General features: G+C 62.4%; 9 protein-coding genes. All 9 read right to left on the bottom strand.

Going from position 1 to position 14,243, the window contains the following annotated elements; translation table 11 throughout:
• Window positions 1–36: 36 nt before the first annotated feature.
• The 9 genes from HU729_RS22440 to tssE all read right to left on the bottom strand — a co-directional run bounded on the left by HU729_RS22440 (window position 37) and on the right by tssE (window position 14,167).
• Window positions 37–189, bottom strand: coding sequence for a hypothetical protein (locus tag HU729_RS22440; protein ID WP_186711597.1), 153 nt, complete (start codon window positions 187–189; stop codon window positions 37–39).
• A 201-nt stretch (window positions 190–390) separates the two neighbouring features.
• Entirely contained in the window at window positions 391–861 is a 471-nt protein-coding gene (locus HU729_RS22435) for a hypothetical protein (RefSeq protein WP_186711596.1), read from the bottom strand.
• A 532-nt stretch (window positions 862–1,393) separates the two neighbouring features.
• Window positions 1,394–5,698 (bottom strand): RHS repeat-associated core domain-containing protein, encoded by a 4,305-nt coding sequence (locus tag HU729_RS22430; RefSeq protein ID WP_186711595.1) that lies wholly within the window; start codon window positions 5,696–5,698, stop codon window positions 1,394–1,396.
• Between the two features lie 9 nt (window positions 5,699–5,707).
• Window positions 5,708–6,142, bottom strand: a complete 435-nt coding sequence (locus tag HU729_RS22425; RefSeq protein WP_186711594.1) for a DcrB-related protein — start codon at window positions 6,140–6,142, stop codon at window positions 5,708–5,710.
• A gap of 14 nt (window positions 6,143–6,156) precedes the next feature.
• Window positions 6,157–8,091: a type VI secretion system tip protein VgrG gene (locus tag HU729_RS22420; protein WP_186711593.1), complete on the bottom strand. Its 1,935-nt coding sequence runs from the start codon at window positions 8,089–8,091 to the stop codon at window positions 6,157–6,159.
• A gap of 23 nt (window positions 8,092–8,114) precedes the next feature.
• On the bottom strand, window positions 8,115–10,787 hold the full coding sequence (gene tssH, locus HU729_RS22415) for a type VI secretion system ATPase TssH (RefSeq protein WP_186711592.1): 2,673 nt from the start codon (window positions 10,785–10,787) through the stop codon (window positions 8,115–8,117).
• A complete protein-coding gene (gene tssG / locus HU729_RS22410) occupies window positions 10,780–11,829 on the bottom strand; it encodes a type VI secretion system baseplate subunit TssG (RefSeq protein ID WP_186665667.1) in 1,050 nt (349 codons plus the stop codon). The genes tssH and tssG overlap by 8 nt, the downstream gene beginning before the upstream one ends.
• Entirely contained in the window at window positions 11,793–13,655 is a 1,863-nt protein-coding gene (gene tssF / locus HU729_RS22405; RefSeq protein ID WP_186711591.1) for a type VI secretion system baseplate subunit TssF, read from the bottom strand. The genes tssG and tssF overlap by 37 nt, the downstream gene beginning before the upstream one ends.
• On the bottom strand, window positions 13,652–14,167 hold the full coding sequence (tssE, locus tag HU729_RS22400; RefSeq protein WP_186665671.1) for a type VI secretion system baseplate subunit TssE: 516 nt from the start codon (window positions 14,165–14,167) through the stop codon (window positions 13,652–13,654). Before tssE ends, tssF begins: the two co-directional genes overlap by 4 nt.
• Window positions 14,168–14,243: the final 76 nt, after the last annotated feature.

The following is a 14,243-nucleotide window of genomic DNA, read 5'->3' as shown; positions in this document are numbered from 1 at the left end:
AGCCCCGGCATTTGCCGGGGCTGTTTCGTTTCAAGGCTATTGCGCCAAAAGTTGCGGATAGTCGCCGAACCAATATTCCATTGCGACGGCGTCCACGCCGTTTGCCCCTGTCCAGAAATCCACCGGATAGCTCCAGTCCGACGAGCGCGAGCTGCTCGGCGCCAGACCCTGATTGGTGAAACGCTGCAAAACGCGCGGTTCCAGTTCCTATTCTGCTGTCACGTGATTGGTGATTTTCAGTGACCTCAAGTACAACACTCCAGGCGGCCTGTGAGCCATCAGGACCTTCAATCGGGGAGGTGATGACGTAGCAGGGTTGGTTGAGGGGCAACTGGGTTTTACCGCCGTCACTTACATTTCGCCAGTATATGATTACATGAACAGGCCTGTTCAATGATGTTGCTCGGCTGAAAAGTAATGCTCGATCGGCAATCCTGCACTTTCAAATTCAAACAGGACTTTCCACGTGAATGCGGTGGCCCAGCGATCAATCCTCTCTCGTGCTTCATAACGATTTTCAGTGGTGCAGGTCAGTGAGAAAATAGACGTTTTCTTCTTGCCTTTGTACACATTTATCGAAGCCTGATACTCGATCATGCGTTCTTCATCCGGTGCTCTGCACCAGATGTCCAAAGTGGCGGAAATAGGGACGCCGCTATCGAGTGTTCGCTCACTGCTCGCCATGAATATGTTATCGGCGAAAAAATTCTGTGTGACCAGAAAGCGCACATGCTCATCGTCGATTGTTTCCAGAATGTCAGGGCCGATATCGACGAAGTCATTTTTCGAGATCGACCAACCGGTAGGGATACGCAGAGCCATCAGTGCGTGTTGCTGCACAATCGTTTGGATGATGTTCATATTTTTATTTCAGATAGCTCATGTGGTCTGCCTGCGAGATCGGATGCCCATGGAATTCGGGCAAACAACGCGGTACGGCAGGACCGCTACAACGACGACGGCAACGAAGCTCCCATGTTCGTCGAGTACCCGACCGGCATCTTCTGATACTGAGCTTGCTGATGCCCGAATTGCGCAGATAGATCTTGGCCGACTTGAGGGCGTTCAGGTGGGCGTCCCCCTGGCGTCAAACTCGAGGCGCGCTACGGCCCGTCGTCCCTCGTAGACTTCCAGCGTACTGCCAGGGCATAACAGGTCCCTGGGGGCATTGGGGGCAAGGAAGCGCGCGGTTCCGGTTCCTATTCTGCTGTCACGTGATTGGTGATTCTTCGTGACCTCAAGTACAACACTCCAGGCCGCCCGTGAGCCGTCAGGGCCTTCAATCGGAGCGGTGATGACGTAGTAGGGGTGGTTGAGGGGAAGCTGGGCCTTACCGCCGTCACTTACATTTCGCCAGTATATGGTTACGTGAACAGGTCTGTTCATTGGTTGATCACTTTCCACAAGAGATACCCCGCGTCCAACGTGGCTTGATGCGAGCACGATTCAAATCTGCAATTTCTATGTATCTGGCTTTGCCAATACTGTCCAAATTGCTGGAGGAGAACGCTGCATTGGCAAGTTTGTCAGGAACCTTGACCTGAACGATTTTGAAGTCTCCGCCGTGGCCCATCGTCTTACCCCATGTCACAGCATCTTTGTATGACTCAGCAAACCATTTTCCTTCCATGGTGCCATTCGATGTCCACGTGCCGGTTCGCATAAGTCTGTTATATTCTTCCATGCTCATGGAGCGGTAGAGGACAGTCTCCCACCCTAGCGGGTCAATCCACATAAACGGATTGGGAGCATAGCGGTAAAGGTTCCACCCCCCCGCCAACCCTATCGGATCCGGCTGGGTAAAGCGTCCGATGTCGGGATCATAGAATCTGAAGGTGTTGTAATGCAGCCCGGTCTCTCGATCCAGGTACTGGCCTTGGAACCTCAGGTTCTGTTCCATGCCCTGGTCTGGGTTGCAGCGCTCGGCGGCAGTGTTGCCCCACACCCGATAGGTAGCTTCCCATTGTGTCTGTCCATCTTCGTCCGTCTGACGATATGGCAGACCGTTGAGGTGGTTGTGAAAATGCAGTACGCGTTGATGGGCGCCGTTCCCATCGACACGTGCGAGGGGTTCGTGGCCAGATTCTGCATACAGGTACAGACTGTTTCGACCGTTGCGGCGCTCATGCAGCAGACGCAGGCCATCCCACAGGAAGTCGGTTCTTCCCAGCAGAAGGCCGCGTACATCGTATTGTTCCTTGGCAACGCGTCTGCCTAGTGGGTCGTAGTGCATCCTTACGCAGGTTTCTCGACCGGCATGCAGGGTGCGGACTTCCACCAGTCTGTGCTCAGCGTCGTAGCGAAAGCGTTGGACGCCTCGTGCGCTGCTGACCTTTTCAATCAGGCGCCCGAAGCCGTCGTAGCGATAGCGCTTGTCCTGATACTTCAGCAGTTGGTTGTACTGAACCGAAGAGTTGTTGATTCCGTCGAGCAGGTTTGCGGCGGGGTCGTAATTGAACTGTTCTTGACGACCACCAGATGAGGCATAGCTTGAGCGCACCCTGGCCGTAACGTCGTAGGCAATGGTCTCAAGCGTGTTGCCTGTGGCGTGAAACTCCTCCACCTGGATCAGATTGTCGGCGCCGTCATAGCTGTAGTGCCGACGTGCGTTAGCCAAAGTGGCGGATGTCGGATCGCTTGCGTGATTGCCACGGCTGCGAAGCCGACCCAGTTGGTCGTAATCGCTGCGGTACAGCAGGCGTCCCTGGGTACGATTGATTTCTCGATGCAGCCGATCGCGCTCGAAGTCGGCGATGACGTGCCCATCGAGGTTCAGTTGATGCAGATGACCCGAGCCATACATCAAGCGGTTGATCGAACGACCATCGGGAAGAATGAGCCTGGTCTGATTACCCAGCTCGTCGTAGGAATAGCCAAGTGTGCCATGTGGTGTGTGCTCCTCGAGCACATGCCCCAGCTTGTCATAGACATAGCTCAGCGTCTGGGAGTTGCCGTCCAGGGCAATGGTCTGCACCGCGAGCAACTGGTCCAAGGCATCAAACCGGTACTCCGTGCGGCCATCGGAGGTGATCTTGGCCACGAGCCGACCGATGGCATCGCGTTCGAGCTGGTGGGCGACAGGAGTATCGGGGCTCTCTGGCGCTGGGTGGAACACCAGCCGTATCAGATTGCCCAGAGCGTCATAGCTATAGGTCTTGTGACTACCCCCCAGATCGCGTTGCATTGCCAGGCGGTCACACGCGTCCCAGGAGAATCGATAAGCTTCGCCGTTTTCGTTGACGAGCTCTACCAGTCGGCCGTAGTGATCGTACTCGAAACGCACGCTACGGCCGGCCGCGTCAACTTGGCGGCTGAGCTGTCCGCGTGCCGTGTATGAGTAGCGCGTGGTATGGCCAGTCGCGTTCACATGGGCAATCAGGGCGCCATCGGCTGCACGCTGGTACTGCTCGTGCGTACCGTCTGGCCGAGTGATGGACTGCAACCTGCCTTGTGCGTCATGGCTGTATCGAGTCGTGCAGCCCTCTGCATCCGTCACCTGTGCTAGATGGCCGCGGTGGTCGTAGCTGTAATGAGTAACGGAGCCCGTGCAATCGACTGTCTCGATGACTTGATCCAGGTCGTTCCAGCGCTGTGATCTTGTTTTTCCCGCAGCGTCGACCATCTCGACCATCCTGCCGTGATGGTCATGGCGAAACCGCGTCAGATGTCCTTCAGGGTCTTCTTCACGGGTGCAGTTGCCACGCGGGTCATAGCGGTATTTCCAGCGATTCCCAGCGCGGTCGACTTGCTCTCTGGGTAGCGCCCAATGTTCCAGCCAATACGTGGATTCGCTGCGCCCGAGCGGATCCACCGTCTCGGTCAGGTTGCCGGATTCATCATAGAAGTATTGCCAGCGTCCGCCTTGAGGGTCTACCGCGCCCAACAGCTGACGTTCATCGTTCCATTCGAAATGCCAGGTGTTCGCCAGGGCGTCGGTGTGTTCCACGACTTGATATTGGTTGTTCCAGCGATGCGTATGAGTGCGTTGCAGGCTGTCCGTAACATGGGTCAGCCCAGCGATCAGGTCGTAGGAAAACTGGTATTGATCACCCTCGGAAGTCCAGTGCCGACAGACGCGCCATTCATCGCCGAGGGCTTGCCACTCATAGTGACAACGTAATCCCGACGCGTTCCGGTGTTCAATCAGCCGTCGGTGTTCACCATAGACGAAAAGCCGCTGCACTTGGCCGCTGCCATCCCTGACTTCAGCCAGCTCCCCGAACGCGTCGTAGTCATAGACAACCAGCGGTTCGTTGCTCCCGTCACTGTACACGCGAACAATCTGGGCGACGCGAGAGGGCCATCGGGAGCTATAGCGCAATTCCATTCTGGTAGCGCCGTACGTGTCATCGAGCCCGATCAGGCGACCATGCTCGTCGTACCGAAGGTGCACCCGATTGTCATTGCGGTCACCCAACAGGCGCAGGCGCAGGCGTTGGGGATCTATTGGGGAGGGTTCGAATAATCGATAGAGGCCGTCCATATCCTCGATCAACAACTCGCCATCAGCCGCGCGTCTTACGCTCAAACCTTCGCCGGCACTGAATACTGCGTCGCCGGGGGGGATCGTGCCCATATCGATGATCCGCGCCTGCTCATCCGTGTACAGCAGGCGTTCTCCGTCATCCGAATCGGCGATCAGGTTCACGCAGACTTCGTAGGGAACGCTCCAACCTCTGCCGAGCAAACCGTCCTGGCGTTCGTCCAGGCTGCTATAGAAGCGCTGCCAGACCAGTGGCATCAGCGCCGGTAGTGTGAAGTCCAGCTCCTGCTCGCCGCTCAACACTTTCGCGCCAGTGGCTGCATGCACCGGGTTGGGTGCACCGGTTATGGCACGTGTGAGTGCCCCCGTCACCTGGCTACTGACGACACTCGCGGCGCCACCGAGCAGCATGCAGCCAAACTTGCTGTAGAACTTGCCCCCACGGCCACGCAACATCATCAGCGCGGTGATGGCCAAGCCTATGCCTGGCGTCTTGCCGCTGCGGATCTCTCGTACGACGATTTTCTCGCCACCAATGCGCACGTTGTCCGATATCAGGCCGGAGTCGACGATCACCGCGTCGCAGGTGCTGCGATCGCCACTGCGCGCCGCTGGTTGGCCATTGATGCTGACCTTGCCAGAGCCCTCGGCGATATATTGGGGAGGCATCGCCGGATGCTTGGTGCACAGCACCTTGTCATCGTCCGCAGGTTCGGTGTTCGGGGCTGGCGAGGCTACGGTAGGCCGCCACATTTGCGAGAAGAACGCCTTCGTCATGTCGAGGAAGGTTTGCTCTTGCTCTTCTTCTCCTTCATCAGCCTGGCCAGCGGCAGGAGGAGGCAACACCACACCTGCAGCCCGGGCTGCAGGTTTTGAGTTTATGTAGGTATTTTGCGAACCACTGGCAATGTGGGCCTGCACTGTCGGTGGAAAAAGCGCGTTACCTATACCTTCGCAGAACCGACTCAGTGCGGTGTCAGCTCCAGTGCTGGCCATTGCCACGCCGACCACCACCCCCACGACCGCGCCCAGCACAACGCAGCCCAGACCACCGGTAGCAGCAGTGATGCCAAGCGCAGCCCCGACCGCAGCCGTGGCCAAGGCCCCGATGGCGATGGTGGCGGCGACTTCGAGTACACCGCCGACGATGTCGGCCATCATCGAGGTGTGCATCAGTGCGTCGCCTTCGCGCGCAGCCCAGAGTGCGTCGGACATGGTTGTCGTTCAGCCGAGGTTGTCGAAGTCGAGCGACTGTTTGAGAGCCGCCCAGTGCGCCGCTTCCTCCTCACCCAATGGCTGCGGCTTCACGTAGCTCAGGGCGAGCATCTTGCGCGAGCCCGGCAGCAACAGCGCCAGTTGATATTGGTAAACCTTCTCTTTGCCCTTGGTGAACTGGCTCTGCAACTCGATGCCTTCCAGTTTTCCCTCTGCTCCCAGCTTCACCGGCCGGGGGGGCTGCAAGCGCAGATCCAGCACCTGCTGGCGCAATCGCTGGATCTGGTCGTCGAAGTTGCTTTGCAACGTTTCCCCTTCGTTCAACAGGCTGCGGCTGACTACCAGTGAGGTGCCCAGTGTCTCGAAACGCAGGATGTTGATGCTGGTATCTCGCACCTGATCGGTTGGGAGGTCGAAGCGAAATTCGTTGAGGCGATAGTTCATGATTCGGGTGTCCGTCATTGGCGCGGGAATTTGTCGCTGACCCGACCGTCGATGCTGCCTTTGTCACCATGGCTGCCCGGCGTGGTGCCTGCTGCTCCACCGATGTTCAGGTCGAGCGTGCCGTTGGGGGTATTGATCTGTGCATGTTCGCTGGCGTTGATGTTCAGGCGTACGCCTGTGAGATTGATGTGACCGTTGGCGTTGAGCTCCAGCACACTGTCGCCGCACACCAGACGCAACTTTTCCCCGGCCTCCATCAGGTAGGTGGTGCTGATGCTGTCGGTCTTGCTGGCGCCAACCAGCAAGGTATCGTGATGGCGTACTGCGCGTACTCGATCCTGGCCTATGGTCACCATCTCCACCATTCCGACGCTCTTGGTCCGGCTTATGCCCACCGACAACGTTTCGTTCTGCTCCACCACCGTGTCCATGTTGCGCTCGGCATGCACATACAACTGCTCCTGCCCGCGCTTGTCCTCCATGCGGATCTCGTTGAAGTTGGCCGGGCTGCCGCCTTTGCTCGAACGGCTCTTCATGCCGCTCTGGGTGGCGTTGCCGGGCAGGTCGTAGGGCACCGCCTGCTCGGCGTTGTACACCCGGCCAGTGATGATCGGCCGGTCGGGGTCGCCTTCGAGAAAGCTGACGATCACTTCCTGGCCGATCCGCGGGATCTGCATCGAGCCCCAGTTCTTGCCGGCCCAGGCCTGGGATACGCGGATCCAGCACGAGCTGTTCTCGTTGGACTGGTCGTGGCGGTCCCAGTGGAAGTGCACCTTCACCCGACCGTACTGGTCGGTCCAGATCTCCTCGCCGCTGGGGCCGACCACCACGGCGGTCTGCGGGCCCTTGACCAGCGGGCGCAGGGTGCTCGATACCGGCCGGTAGCTCTGCTGGGCGTCGATGCAGCTCAGGTTGCTCTCGAACTGCGCCGAGCCGCTGCCGCCGCCGGTTTCGAGGCGCTCCTGCACCACGTAGTAGCGGGCCGCGACGATCAGGTACTCGCGGTTCTGGTCCTGGCGGGAGAAGCCGCTGAGGCTGAACAGATGACCACTGCCAAGACCACGGGCGTTGCCGCGCAGCTCCACGCGTTCATGCAGGCTCTGCAGCGACTCGAGACGGGTGCGCGCATAGTGCTCGCCATCCTGGGTCTGCTCATAGGCGCCGGGGTAGTCGTACAGCGGGTAGTCGCCGGCCTGGTGCGGGCGTGGCATGGCCGAGCGCACGTCGATCCGTGCGCTGGGGCGCTGGAAATCGTAGTCGTTGAGTTCCAGCGAGCCGGGCTGAACCTCCTGCGCCAGGTGCCAGTCGTTGATGTGGTCGCGCTCGCGGTGCTGGCCGTCGGGCGGATAGAACGGCACCGACTCGTAGCCCGGCGCCTTCTGGTGCGCGCCATAGGCGTCGGCCATCACCAGGACGTGGCGTTCTTGTTCATGACGGAAGAAGTAGTAGATGCCTTCTTCTTCCATCAGCCGGCTGACGAAGTCGAAGCTGGTCTCGCGGTATTGCACGCAGTACTCGCGCTCGCGATAGCTGCGGCTCAGGGCGTCCTCGAAGTCCGAGAACCCCAGGTCGCGGAACACCTGCTTGATGATCTGCGGTGCGCTCAGGTGCTGGAAGATCCGGCAGTCGCTGGTGCGTGTCAGCAGCCACAGCCAGGGCCGCAGGGTGACGCGGTAGCTGGCGAACTGCCCGCGATCGACCGATTGGCTGCAGCGCGCGACGATGCCATGAAAGTGGCGCGAGCCCCCGCCGCTCATCTGCAGCGACAGACTCATGGGTTTGCCCAGCAGCTGGTTGAGGTCGATGGCCGCGTCGTCGCTGGTCAACTGCAGCTCGTAGTCGAACAGGCGGCCGAGCTCTTCGCTGCCGCCCATCTCGCTGAGGATCAGCACGTTCGGCCCCAGGGGGCTGTTGATCTGCGCCAGGCGCGTCAGTTGCGTGAACAGCATGGATGTTCCTGTATGCGCGAGACTCAGGCCGCGCTGAAGTCATAGTGCAGTTCGTTGTCACGCGCGCCGATACTGACGCTGGCCAGCGGCTTGCCTTCGAGCAGACGGGTGAGGAACTCGCGGCTCATGTCCGGCAGCAGGCCGTTGGTCAGGATCGCGTCGATCATTCGCCCGCCGCTCTCGGTCTCGGTGCAGCGCGAGACGATCAGCTCGACCACCGCGTCGTCGTAGGCGAAGCCGACCTTGTGCGTGGCCTCGACACGTTTGCGGATGCGCTCCAGTTGCAGACGGGTGATGGCCTTGAGCATGGCGTCGCTGAGCGGATAGTAGGGGATGGTCACCAGGCGGCCGAGCAGCGCGGGCGGGAAGATCTCCAGCAGCGGCTTGCGCAGCATGGTGGCGACCGCATCCGGTTCGGGCAGGGTCTGCGGGTCCTTGCAGATATCGGCAATCAGCTCGGTGCCGGCGTTGGTGGTGAGCAGGATCAGGGTGTTGCGAAAATCGATCTGGCGCCCTTCGCCATCTTCCATCACGCCCTTGTCGAACACCTGGAAGAAGATCTCGTGCACGTCGGGGTGGGCCTTTTCCACCTCGTCGAGCAGCACCACGCTGTAGGGGCGGCGGCGCACGGCCTCGGTCAGCACGCCACCTTCGCCGTAGCCGACATAGCCGGGCGGTGCGCCCTTGAGGGTGGAGACGGTGTGCGCTTCCTGGAACTCGCTCATGTTGATGGTGATCAGGTTCTGCTCGCCGCCATACATGGCCTCGGCCAGCGCCAGGGCGGTCTCGGTCTTGCCCACGCCCGAGGTGCCGGCAAGCATGAACACGCCAATGGGTTTGTTGGGGTTGTCGAGGCCGGCGCGGGAGGTCTGGATACGCTTGGCGATCATCTTCAGGGCGTGGTCCTGGCCGATGATGCGCTTGCCCAGGTGGCTGTCGAGGTTGAGCACCGTCTCGATCTCGTTGCGTGCCATGCGCCCTACCGGGATACCGGTCCAGTCGGCAACCACCGAAGCCACGGCCTGGTAGTCGACGGTCGGCAGGATCAGCGGGCTTTCGCCCTGCAGGGTGCCCAGGCGCTGCTGCAAGTCGATGAGTTGTTCGCGCAGCGCATGGCTGCCTTGGGCATCGACCTCCTGATCGACCACCCCGACCTGCTCACGCAACTGGGCACGGGTGGCCAGCAACTGATCGACCAGGGCTTTCTCTTCGGCCCAGCGGTTTTCCAGCTCCAGCAGGCGCTGACGCTCTTCGGTCAGCAGGGTGTCGGCCTGGGCTTGGCGTTGCTCGGTGGCGACACCAATGGCCGCTTCGCGGGCGATGATCTGCAGTTCGACTTCCAGCGCCTCGATACGCCGACGGCTGTCATCGACCTCTGCGGGCACCGCATGCAGGCTGATGGCCACGCGTGCGCAGGCGGTATCGAGCAAGCTCACCGACTTGTCGGGCAACTGCCGGGCGGGGATGTAGCGGTGCGACAGCTTGACCGCGGCTTCCAGCGCTTCGTCGAGGATCTGCACCTGATGGTGCTTCTCCATGGTCGAGGCCACGCCGCGCATCATCAGCAGCGCCTTTGGTTCGCTCGGCTCATCGACCTGCACCACCTGGAAGCGGCGGGTCAGTGCCGGATCCTTCTCGATGTGTTTCTTGTACTCGGCCCAGGTGGTCGCTGCCACGGTGCGCAGGCTGCCACGGGCCAGTGCTGGCTTGAGCAGGTTGGCGGCATCGCCGGTCCCGGCCGCCCCACCGGCACCGACCAGGGTGTGGGCTTCGTCGATGAACAGGATGATGGGTTTGGGCGAGGCCTGGACGTCCTCGATGACCTGGCGCAGACGCTGCTCGAACTCACCCTTCATGCTGGCGCCAGCCTGCAGCAGGCCGACATCCAGGCTGCGCAGCTCGACATCCTTGAGCGCGGGCGGTACATCGCCGGCAACGATGCGCAAGGCGAAGCCCTCGACGACGGCAGTTTTGCCCACGCCCGCTTCGCCGGTGAGGATCGGGTTGTTCTGGCGGCGACGCATGAGGATGTCGACCAGTTGGCGGATCTCTTCGTCGCGGCCGACGATCGGGTCGAGCTTGCCGCTGCGTGCCTGCTCGGTCAGGTCCACGGTGAAGCGCTTGAGTGCCTCCTGCTTGCCCATCGCAGCGGGGGCCACGGCGCCGCTGGCTTCGCCCGGCGCTGCCGCGGTGAAGCCGTCGCTGGCGGCCAGATTGTTCTCGGGGGAGTCGCCGACGTACTCGTCGAAACGCTCGCTCAGGGCCTCGACCTTGAGCTTGGCGAACTCGCTCGACAGACCCAGCAGGGCATTGCGCAGGCTCGGGGTCTTGAGGATGCCGACCAGCAGGTAGCCGGTGCGCACCTGGCTTTCGCCGAACATCAGGCTGCCGTAGACCCAACCGCGTTCCACTGCCTCTTCGACCTGCGAGGACAGGTCGGTGATCGAAGTCGAGCCCCGTGGCAGGCGATCGAGGGCGTCGGTCAGATCGCGGGCCAGGCGTGCCGGCTCGACATTGAACTGGCGCACGATGCGATGCAGGTCGCTGTCCTGCAACTGCAGCAGTTGGTGCAGCCAGTGCACCAGCTCCACGTAGGGATTGCCGCGCAGCTTGCAGAACACCGTGGCGGCCTCGATGGCCTTGTAGGCGACGCTGTTGAGTTTGCCGAACAGCGCGGCGCGGCTGATTTCACCCATGTTCCTGACTCCTTGTGCATGGCGGTTGGACCGGCTGCGCGGCGTAGTAGCGAGCGAGCTTGAGGTCGTTGGCATCGTGTTGTGGACGGCCGAGCCAGGTGTCGAAACCCAGGCGCCTGCCGGCATCGAGTCCCAGCGCGGGCACGTGCTCGCGCGCGAGAATGAGGTTCAGGTCCCAGTCCAGCTCGTGGCCCAGGTACTCGGCGACCCAGGCCGCCAGTTCCATGAAGGCCTGCCCGCCGGGCAGCAGGGCGTGGTACTGCTCCAGCGTCAGCGGGCCGAGGCACAGGCGGAACTTGTGCTGGCGATCCCAGACGTAGCGGCCCAGGCACAGGTCCACACCCAGGCGATTGGCGTCCACGCCGAGGCGACTGCGCTCGGGCAACTCAAGCCACTGGCCGACGTACTCCTCGACATGCACCGGCACGCCGAAGTAGCCCGACAGGATGCTGCACAGGCCATCGGGGTAGCGGGTCTGCGCGGCGAGGTGGCCGGAGTAGTGCAACTTGGCGGTATGCGGCAGCGGGCCTTGAGCCTGCAGCTCGGGTTGGCCGCGACCGCTCAGGGCAGCCAGGCGTGCGGCCCAGTAGTCATCGCCGGGACGGTCGTGGCTGACAGTCGGTCGTGCTTCGGCCCAGGCTCGGTAGAACAGGCTCAGCAGGCGGTGATGGAAGATGTCGAGAAAGCGTTTGCTGGTGTGGTCGGCGTGGTTGCGCTGGCGCTCACGCAGGTACTCGGTCAGGTGCAGCGGCAAGGGGCCGTTGGGGCCACCGAGGCCGAAGAAGAACTGCTCCAGGCGTGCCGGGCCTTCGTCGTTTTGCGTCACCGACGCCAGCGTGGCCGGGGCGAAGCTGCAGTCCAGGCGCTGGCCCAGGCGCACCGGTTCGTCGGCCAAACGCTGGGCGTGGCCGAAGCGTGGCAGCTCGGGGTGCTCGGCCTCCAGGCGACGCAGCGCCTGGAAGAAGTCGAACGCCCAGGGTTCGGCCTGCATGGCCTCGAGTGTGTTCACAGGGTCGGCCTGCGTCCGGGCTTGGCTTTCCATCGCATGATCTCGCCGCGTTCGCGGGTGCGCAGAACGGTTTCGGTAAAGCTGTTGATGGACACGTAGCGGGTCAGGAAGCGTTCGAACACCGCGCCGAGCAGGAACACACCGGTGCCGCGGAACGCGTTTTCGTCGAACTCCAGGGTGATTTCCAGGCCGCGGCCGAAGACGATCGGGCCGGGCATGGGCAGGCGGCGGGTGCAGGGCTTGCTGGTGACTTCGCGCAGGCCGTCGATCTGCAGGTGCAGCGCGCTGTCCTGGCTATCGCCGTACAGGCGCAGCAGTTCGCGCAGGGCGGCTGCGCCCTGGCCTTGCTCGGTCAGCGACAGGTAGTTCAGCGACAGTTGGCTGATCAGGCGCCACGCGCGGTTGTCATGGGCATGGCTGGCCTTGGGGCGGCTGGGGCCGGCCAGGCAACGTACGGCAGACACGGGCGCGCTGTCGGCGAGGCTGAAGTCGCTGCGCCCGTCGCCCACGCTCATGAACAGCGGCAGGTCGCGGTTGCTGCACAGCGCGCTGATACCCAGCTGGCGCAGGTCGTGGCGGTGCGGCGCCTGTTGGCCATCGACCAGGCTGATGAAGGTTTCGCTGCCCATGTAGCTCGAGCGCGTGCCGTTGCGCCGTTGTTCGCTCGACAGCACCCGTTGCTCGCGGCGCACGATGTAGTAGGCCTGATCGCGGCCATAGCGCGAGGGGTCGCGCACGGCGTAGAAGGGCAGGAACTCCTGGTCGGCACCGGTGCCGTGGCCGGTGACGTGCTGCAGCGAGTGGATCTCGAAATCGGTAGGGCGGGTGCGGTCGGCGATTACATGGTGTTCGTTGACCTTGTCGGTCAAGTGAATGCGGTCGACACGGCGCGGGAACAGGTTGATCGCTGGGGTGCAGAAGGGCACCAGGCGCTCGGCGCCGACGCTGCTTTCCAGTGTCGAGTCGAAGCGCTCGAACAGTACCAGCAGCTCCAGCTCCTGCCCGTTGCAGCGCTTGACCGCCCGTTCCAGGCCCGCGAAATCGACAAATAGAAAGCGCTGCGGCAGGGCAAAGTATTCCTGCAGCAGCCGGTAGCCCTGAAACGCCTGCGGCACCACTGGCAATGCGGCTTCACTGTCATCGAAACCACAGGGGCGCAGGGCCTGCTCCAGCGGGATGCGCTCGACCCAATCAGCGCCGGGCTGGCGGGCGAACACGGCGCAGGCGCTGCCCAGCAGTTGTTCGTAGAGACGGTAGGGCGTTTCGTCGGCGCCGTTGAGGTACAGCGGCAAGTGCGTCAGCGGCAGGCTGCACAGCGGGATCTCGGCACCGCTGCGCAGGGTCAGGCGCAGCGCGGCGCGGGCCTTGGGTTCGCTGGCGGCGAGGCGGCCGAGCACGGTGCCGGGGTTGCCGAAATATTCGGCGCGGGCCACCTGCAGCGGCCACAGGGTCACGTCCTGGGTGCTGCGAAATTCGCAGGGAGTCTGCGAGTCGCGGCCAAGGTTGGCCCGCAGCACGCTGCCACGTGGCAGCGGGAAGCCGGCACTGAGCGAGCCCTCGTCGGGGTCGGTCTGCAACTGCACCACGGTCATCGAGGGCGTCGGTGCCAGATAGTGCGGGTAGGCGATTTCCAGCAGGTTGTGGGTGAAGGTCGGGTACTCGGCGTCGAGCTTGAGCTGCACGCGTGCAGTGAGGTACGCGAAGCCTTCGAGCAGGCGCTCGACATACGGGTCGGCGCAATCGATGCCGGACAGTGTGAGGCGTCCGGCGATCTTCGGGTACTCGCGGGAGAACTCCGCTGCACTCTCGCGGATGTGCCGCAGTTCCTGGTTGTACAGCTCGAGCAGGCGCGGGTTCATGCGCGTCTCCGGCGATCGGCGGGGGCCACGTGCACTTGGCCGGACTCCAGGTCCAGGTCGGTCTGCAGCAGCAATGGCAAGGCCGCAGGCTGGGCCCAGAGATCGCCTTCGATCTCGAAGCTCAGGGCGTTGGCGTTCATTTCGCCGGGCGCGACCAGGGCCCGCACCTTGAGGGTGTGGGCGAGGATGCGTGGTTCGTAGGTGGCGATGGCCTGGTGAATGATGCGCTCCAGGGCCAGCAGGTCGATGTTCGACGCGCAGTTGCCGGCCAGGGCGGGCAGGCCGTAGTTGATCACCGAGGTGCCTGCGGGGGTATCCAGGGTGCGGGTGCTGTCGAGCAGCGATGTGGTATTGAGCAGCCAGGCCAGGTCGCGCAGCACCGAAGCCTTGAGCTGTTGCAGCGACAGCACGCGCTTGTCCGGGGCCTCCTGCGGGTTGCCGGGGTCGTCGTCGGTCAGACGATCCAGCAGCGAGGGTTGCAGGCGGTCACGGGCGGCGATGTCGGCTACCACGGATGGATTCCTTCAAGGATTCGGGATCGTGTCGACTGCTTCGCAAGCAAGTCGCAGCGGCGAACCGCCGCTCCTA

Origin of the sequence: Pseudomonas sp. RW10S2, from assembly GCF_014268985.1 — a bacterium.
In the GTDB taxonomy this organism is placed as follows: domain Bacteria; phylum Pseudomonadota; class Gammaproteobacteria; order Pseudomonadales; family Pseudomonadaceae; genus Aquipseudomonas; species Aquipseudomonas wayambapalatensis.
This window is presented reverse-complemented; position numbering and strand designations above follow the sequence as displayed.

What these genes read in the sequence shown, in the direction of transcription:
- tssG (WP_186665667.1), bottom strand. Translation starts at nt 11,829, where the DNA reads ATGGAAAGCCAAGCCCGGACGCAGGCCGACCCTGTGAACACACTCGAG.
- tssF (WP_186711591.1), bottom strand. Translation starts at nt 13,655, where the DNA reads ATGAACCCGCGCCTGCTCGAGCTGTACAACCAGGAACTGCGGCACATC.
- HU729_RS22425 (WP_186711594.1), bottom strand. Translation starts at nt 6,142, where the DNA reads ATGAACTATCGCCTCAACGAATTTCGCTTCGACCTCCCAACCGATCAG.
- HU729_RS22435 (WP_186711596.1), bottom strand. Translation starts at nt 861, where the DNA reads ATGAACATCATCCAAACGATTGTGCAGCAACACGCACTGATGGCTCTG.
- tssH (WP_186711592.1), bottom strand. Translation starts at nt 10,787, where the DNA reads ATGGGTGAAATCAGCCGCGCCGCGCTGTTCGGCAAACTCAACAGCGTC.
- HU729_RS22430 (WP_186711595.1), bottom strand. Translation starts at nt 5,698, where the DNA reads ATGTCCGACGCACTCTGGGCTGCGCGCGAAGGCGACGCACTGATGCAC.
- HU729_RS22420 (WP_186711593.1), bottom strand. Translation starts at nt 8,091, where the DNA reads ATGCTGTTCACGCAACTGACGCGCCTGGCGCAGATCAACAGCCCCCTG.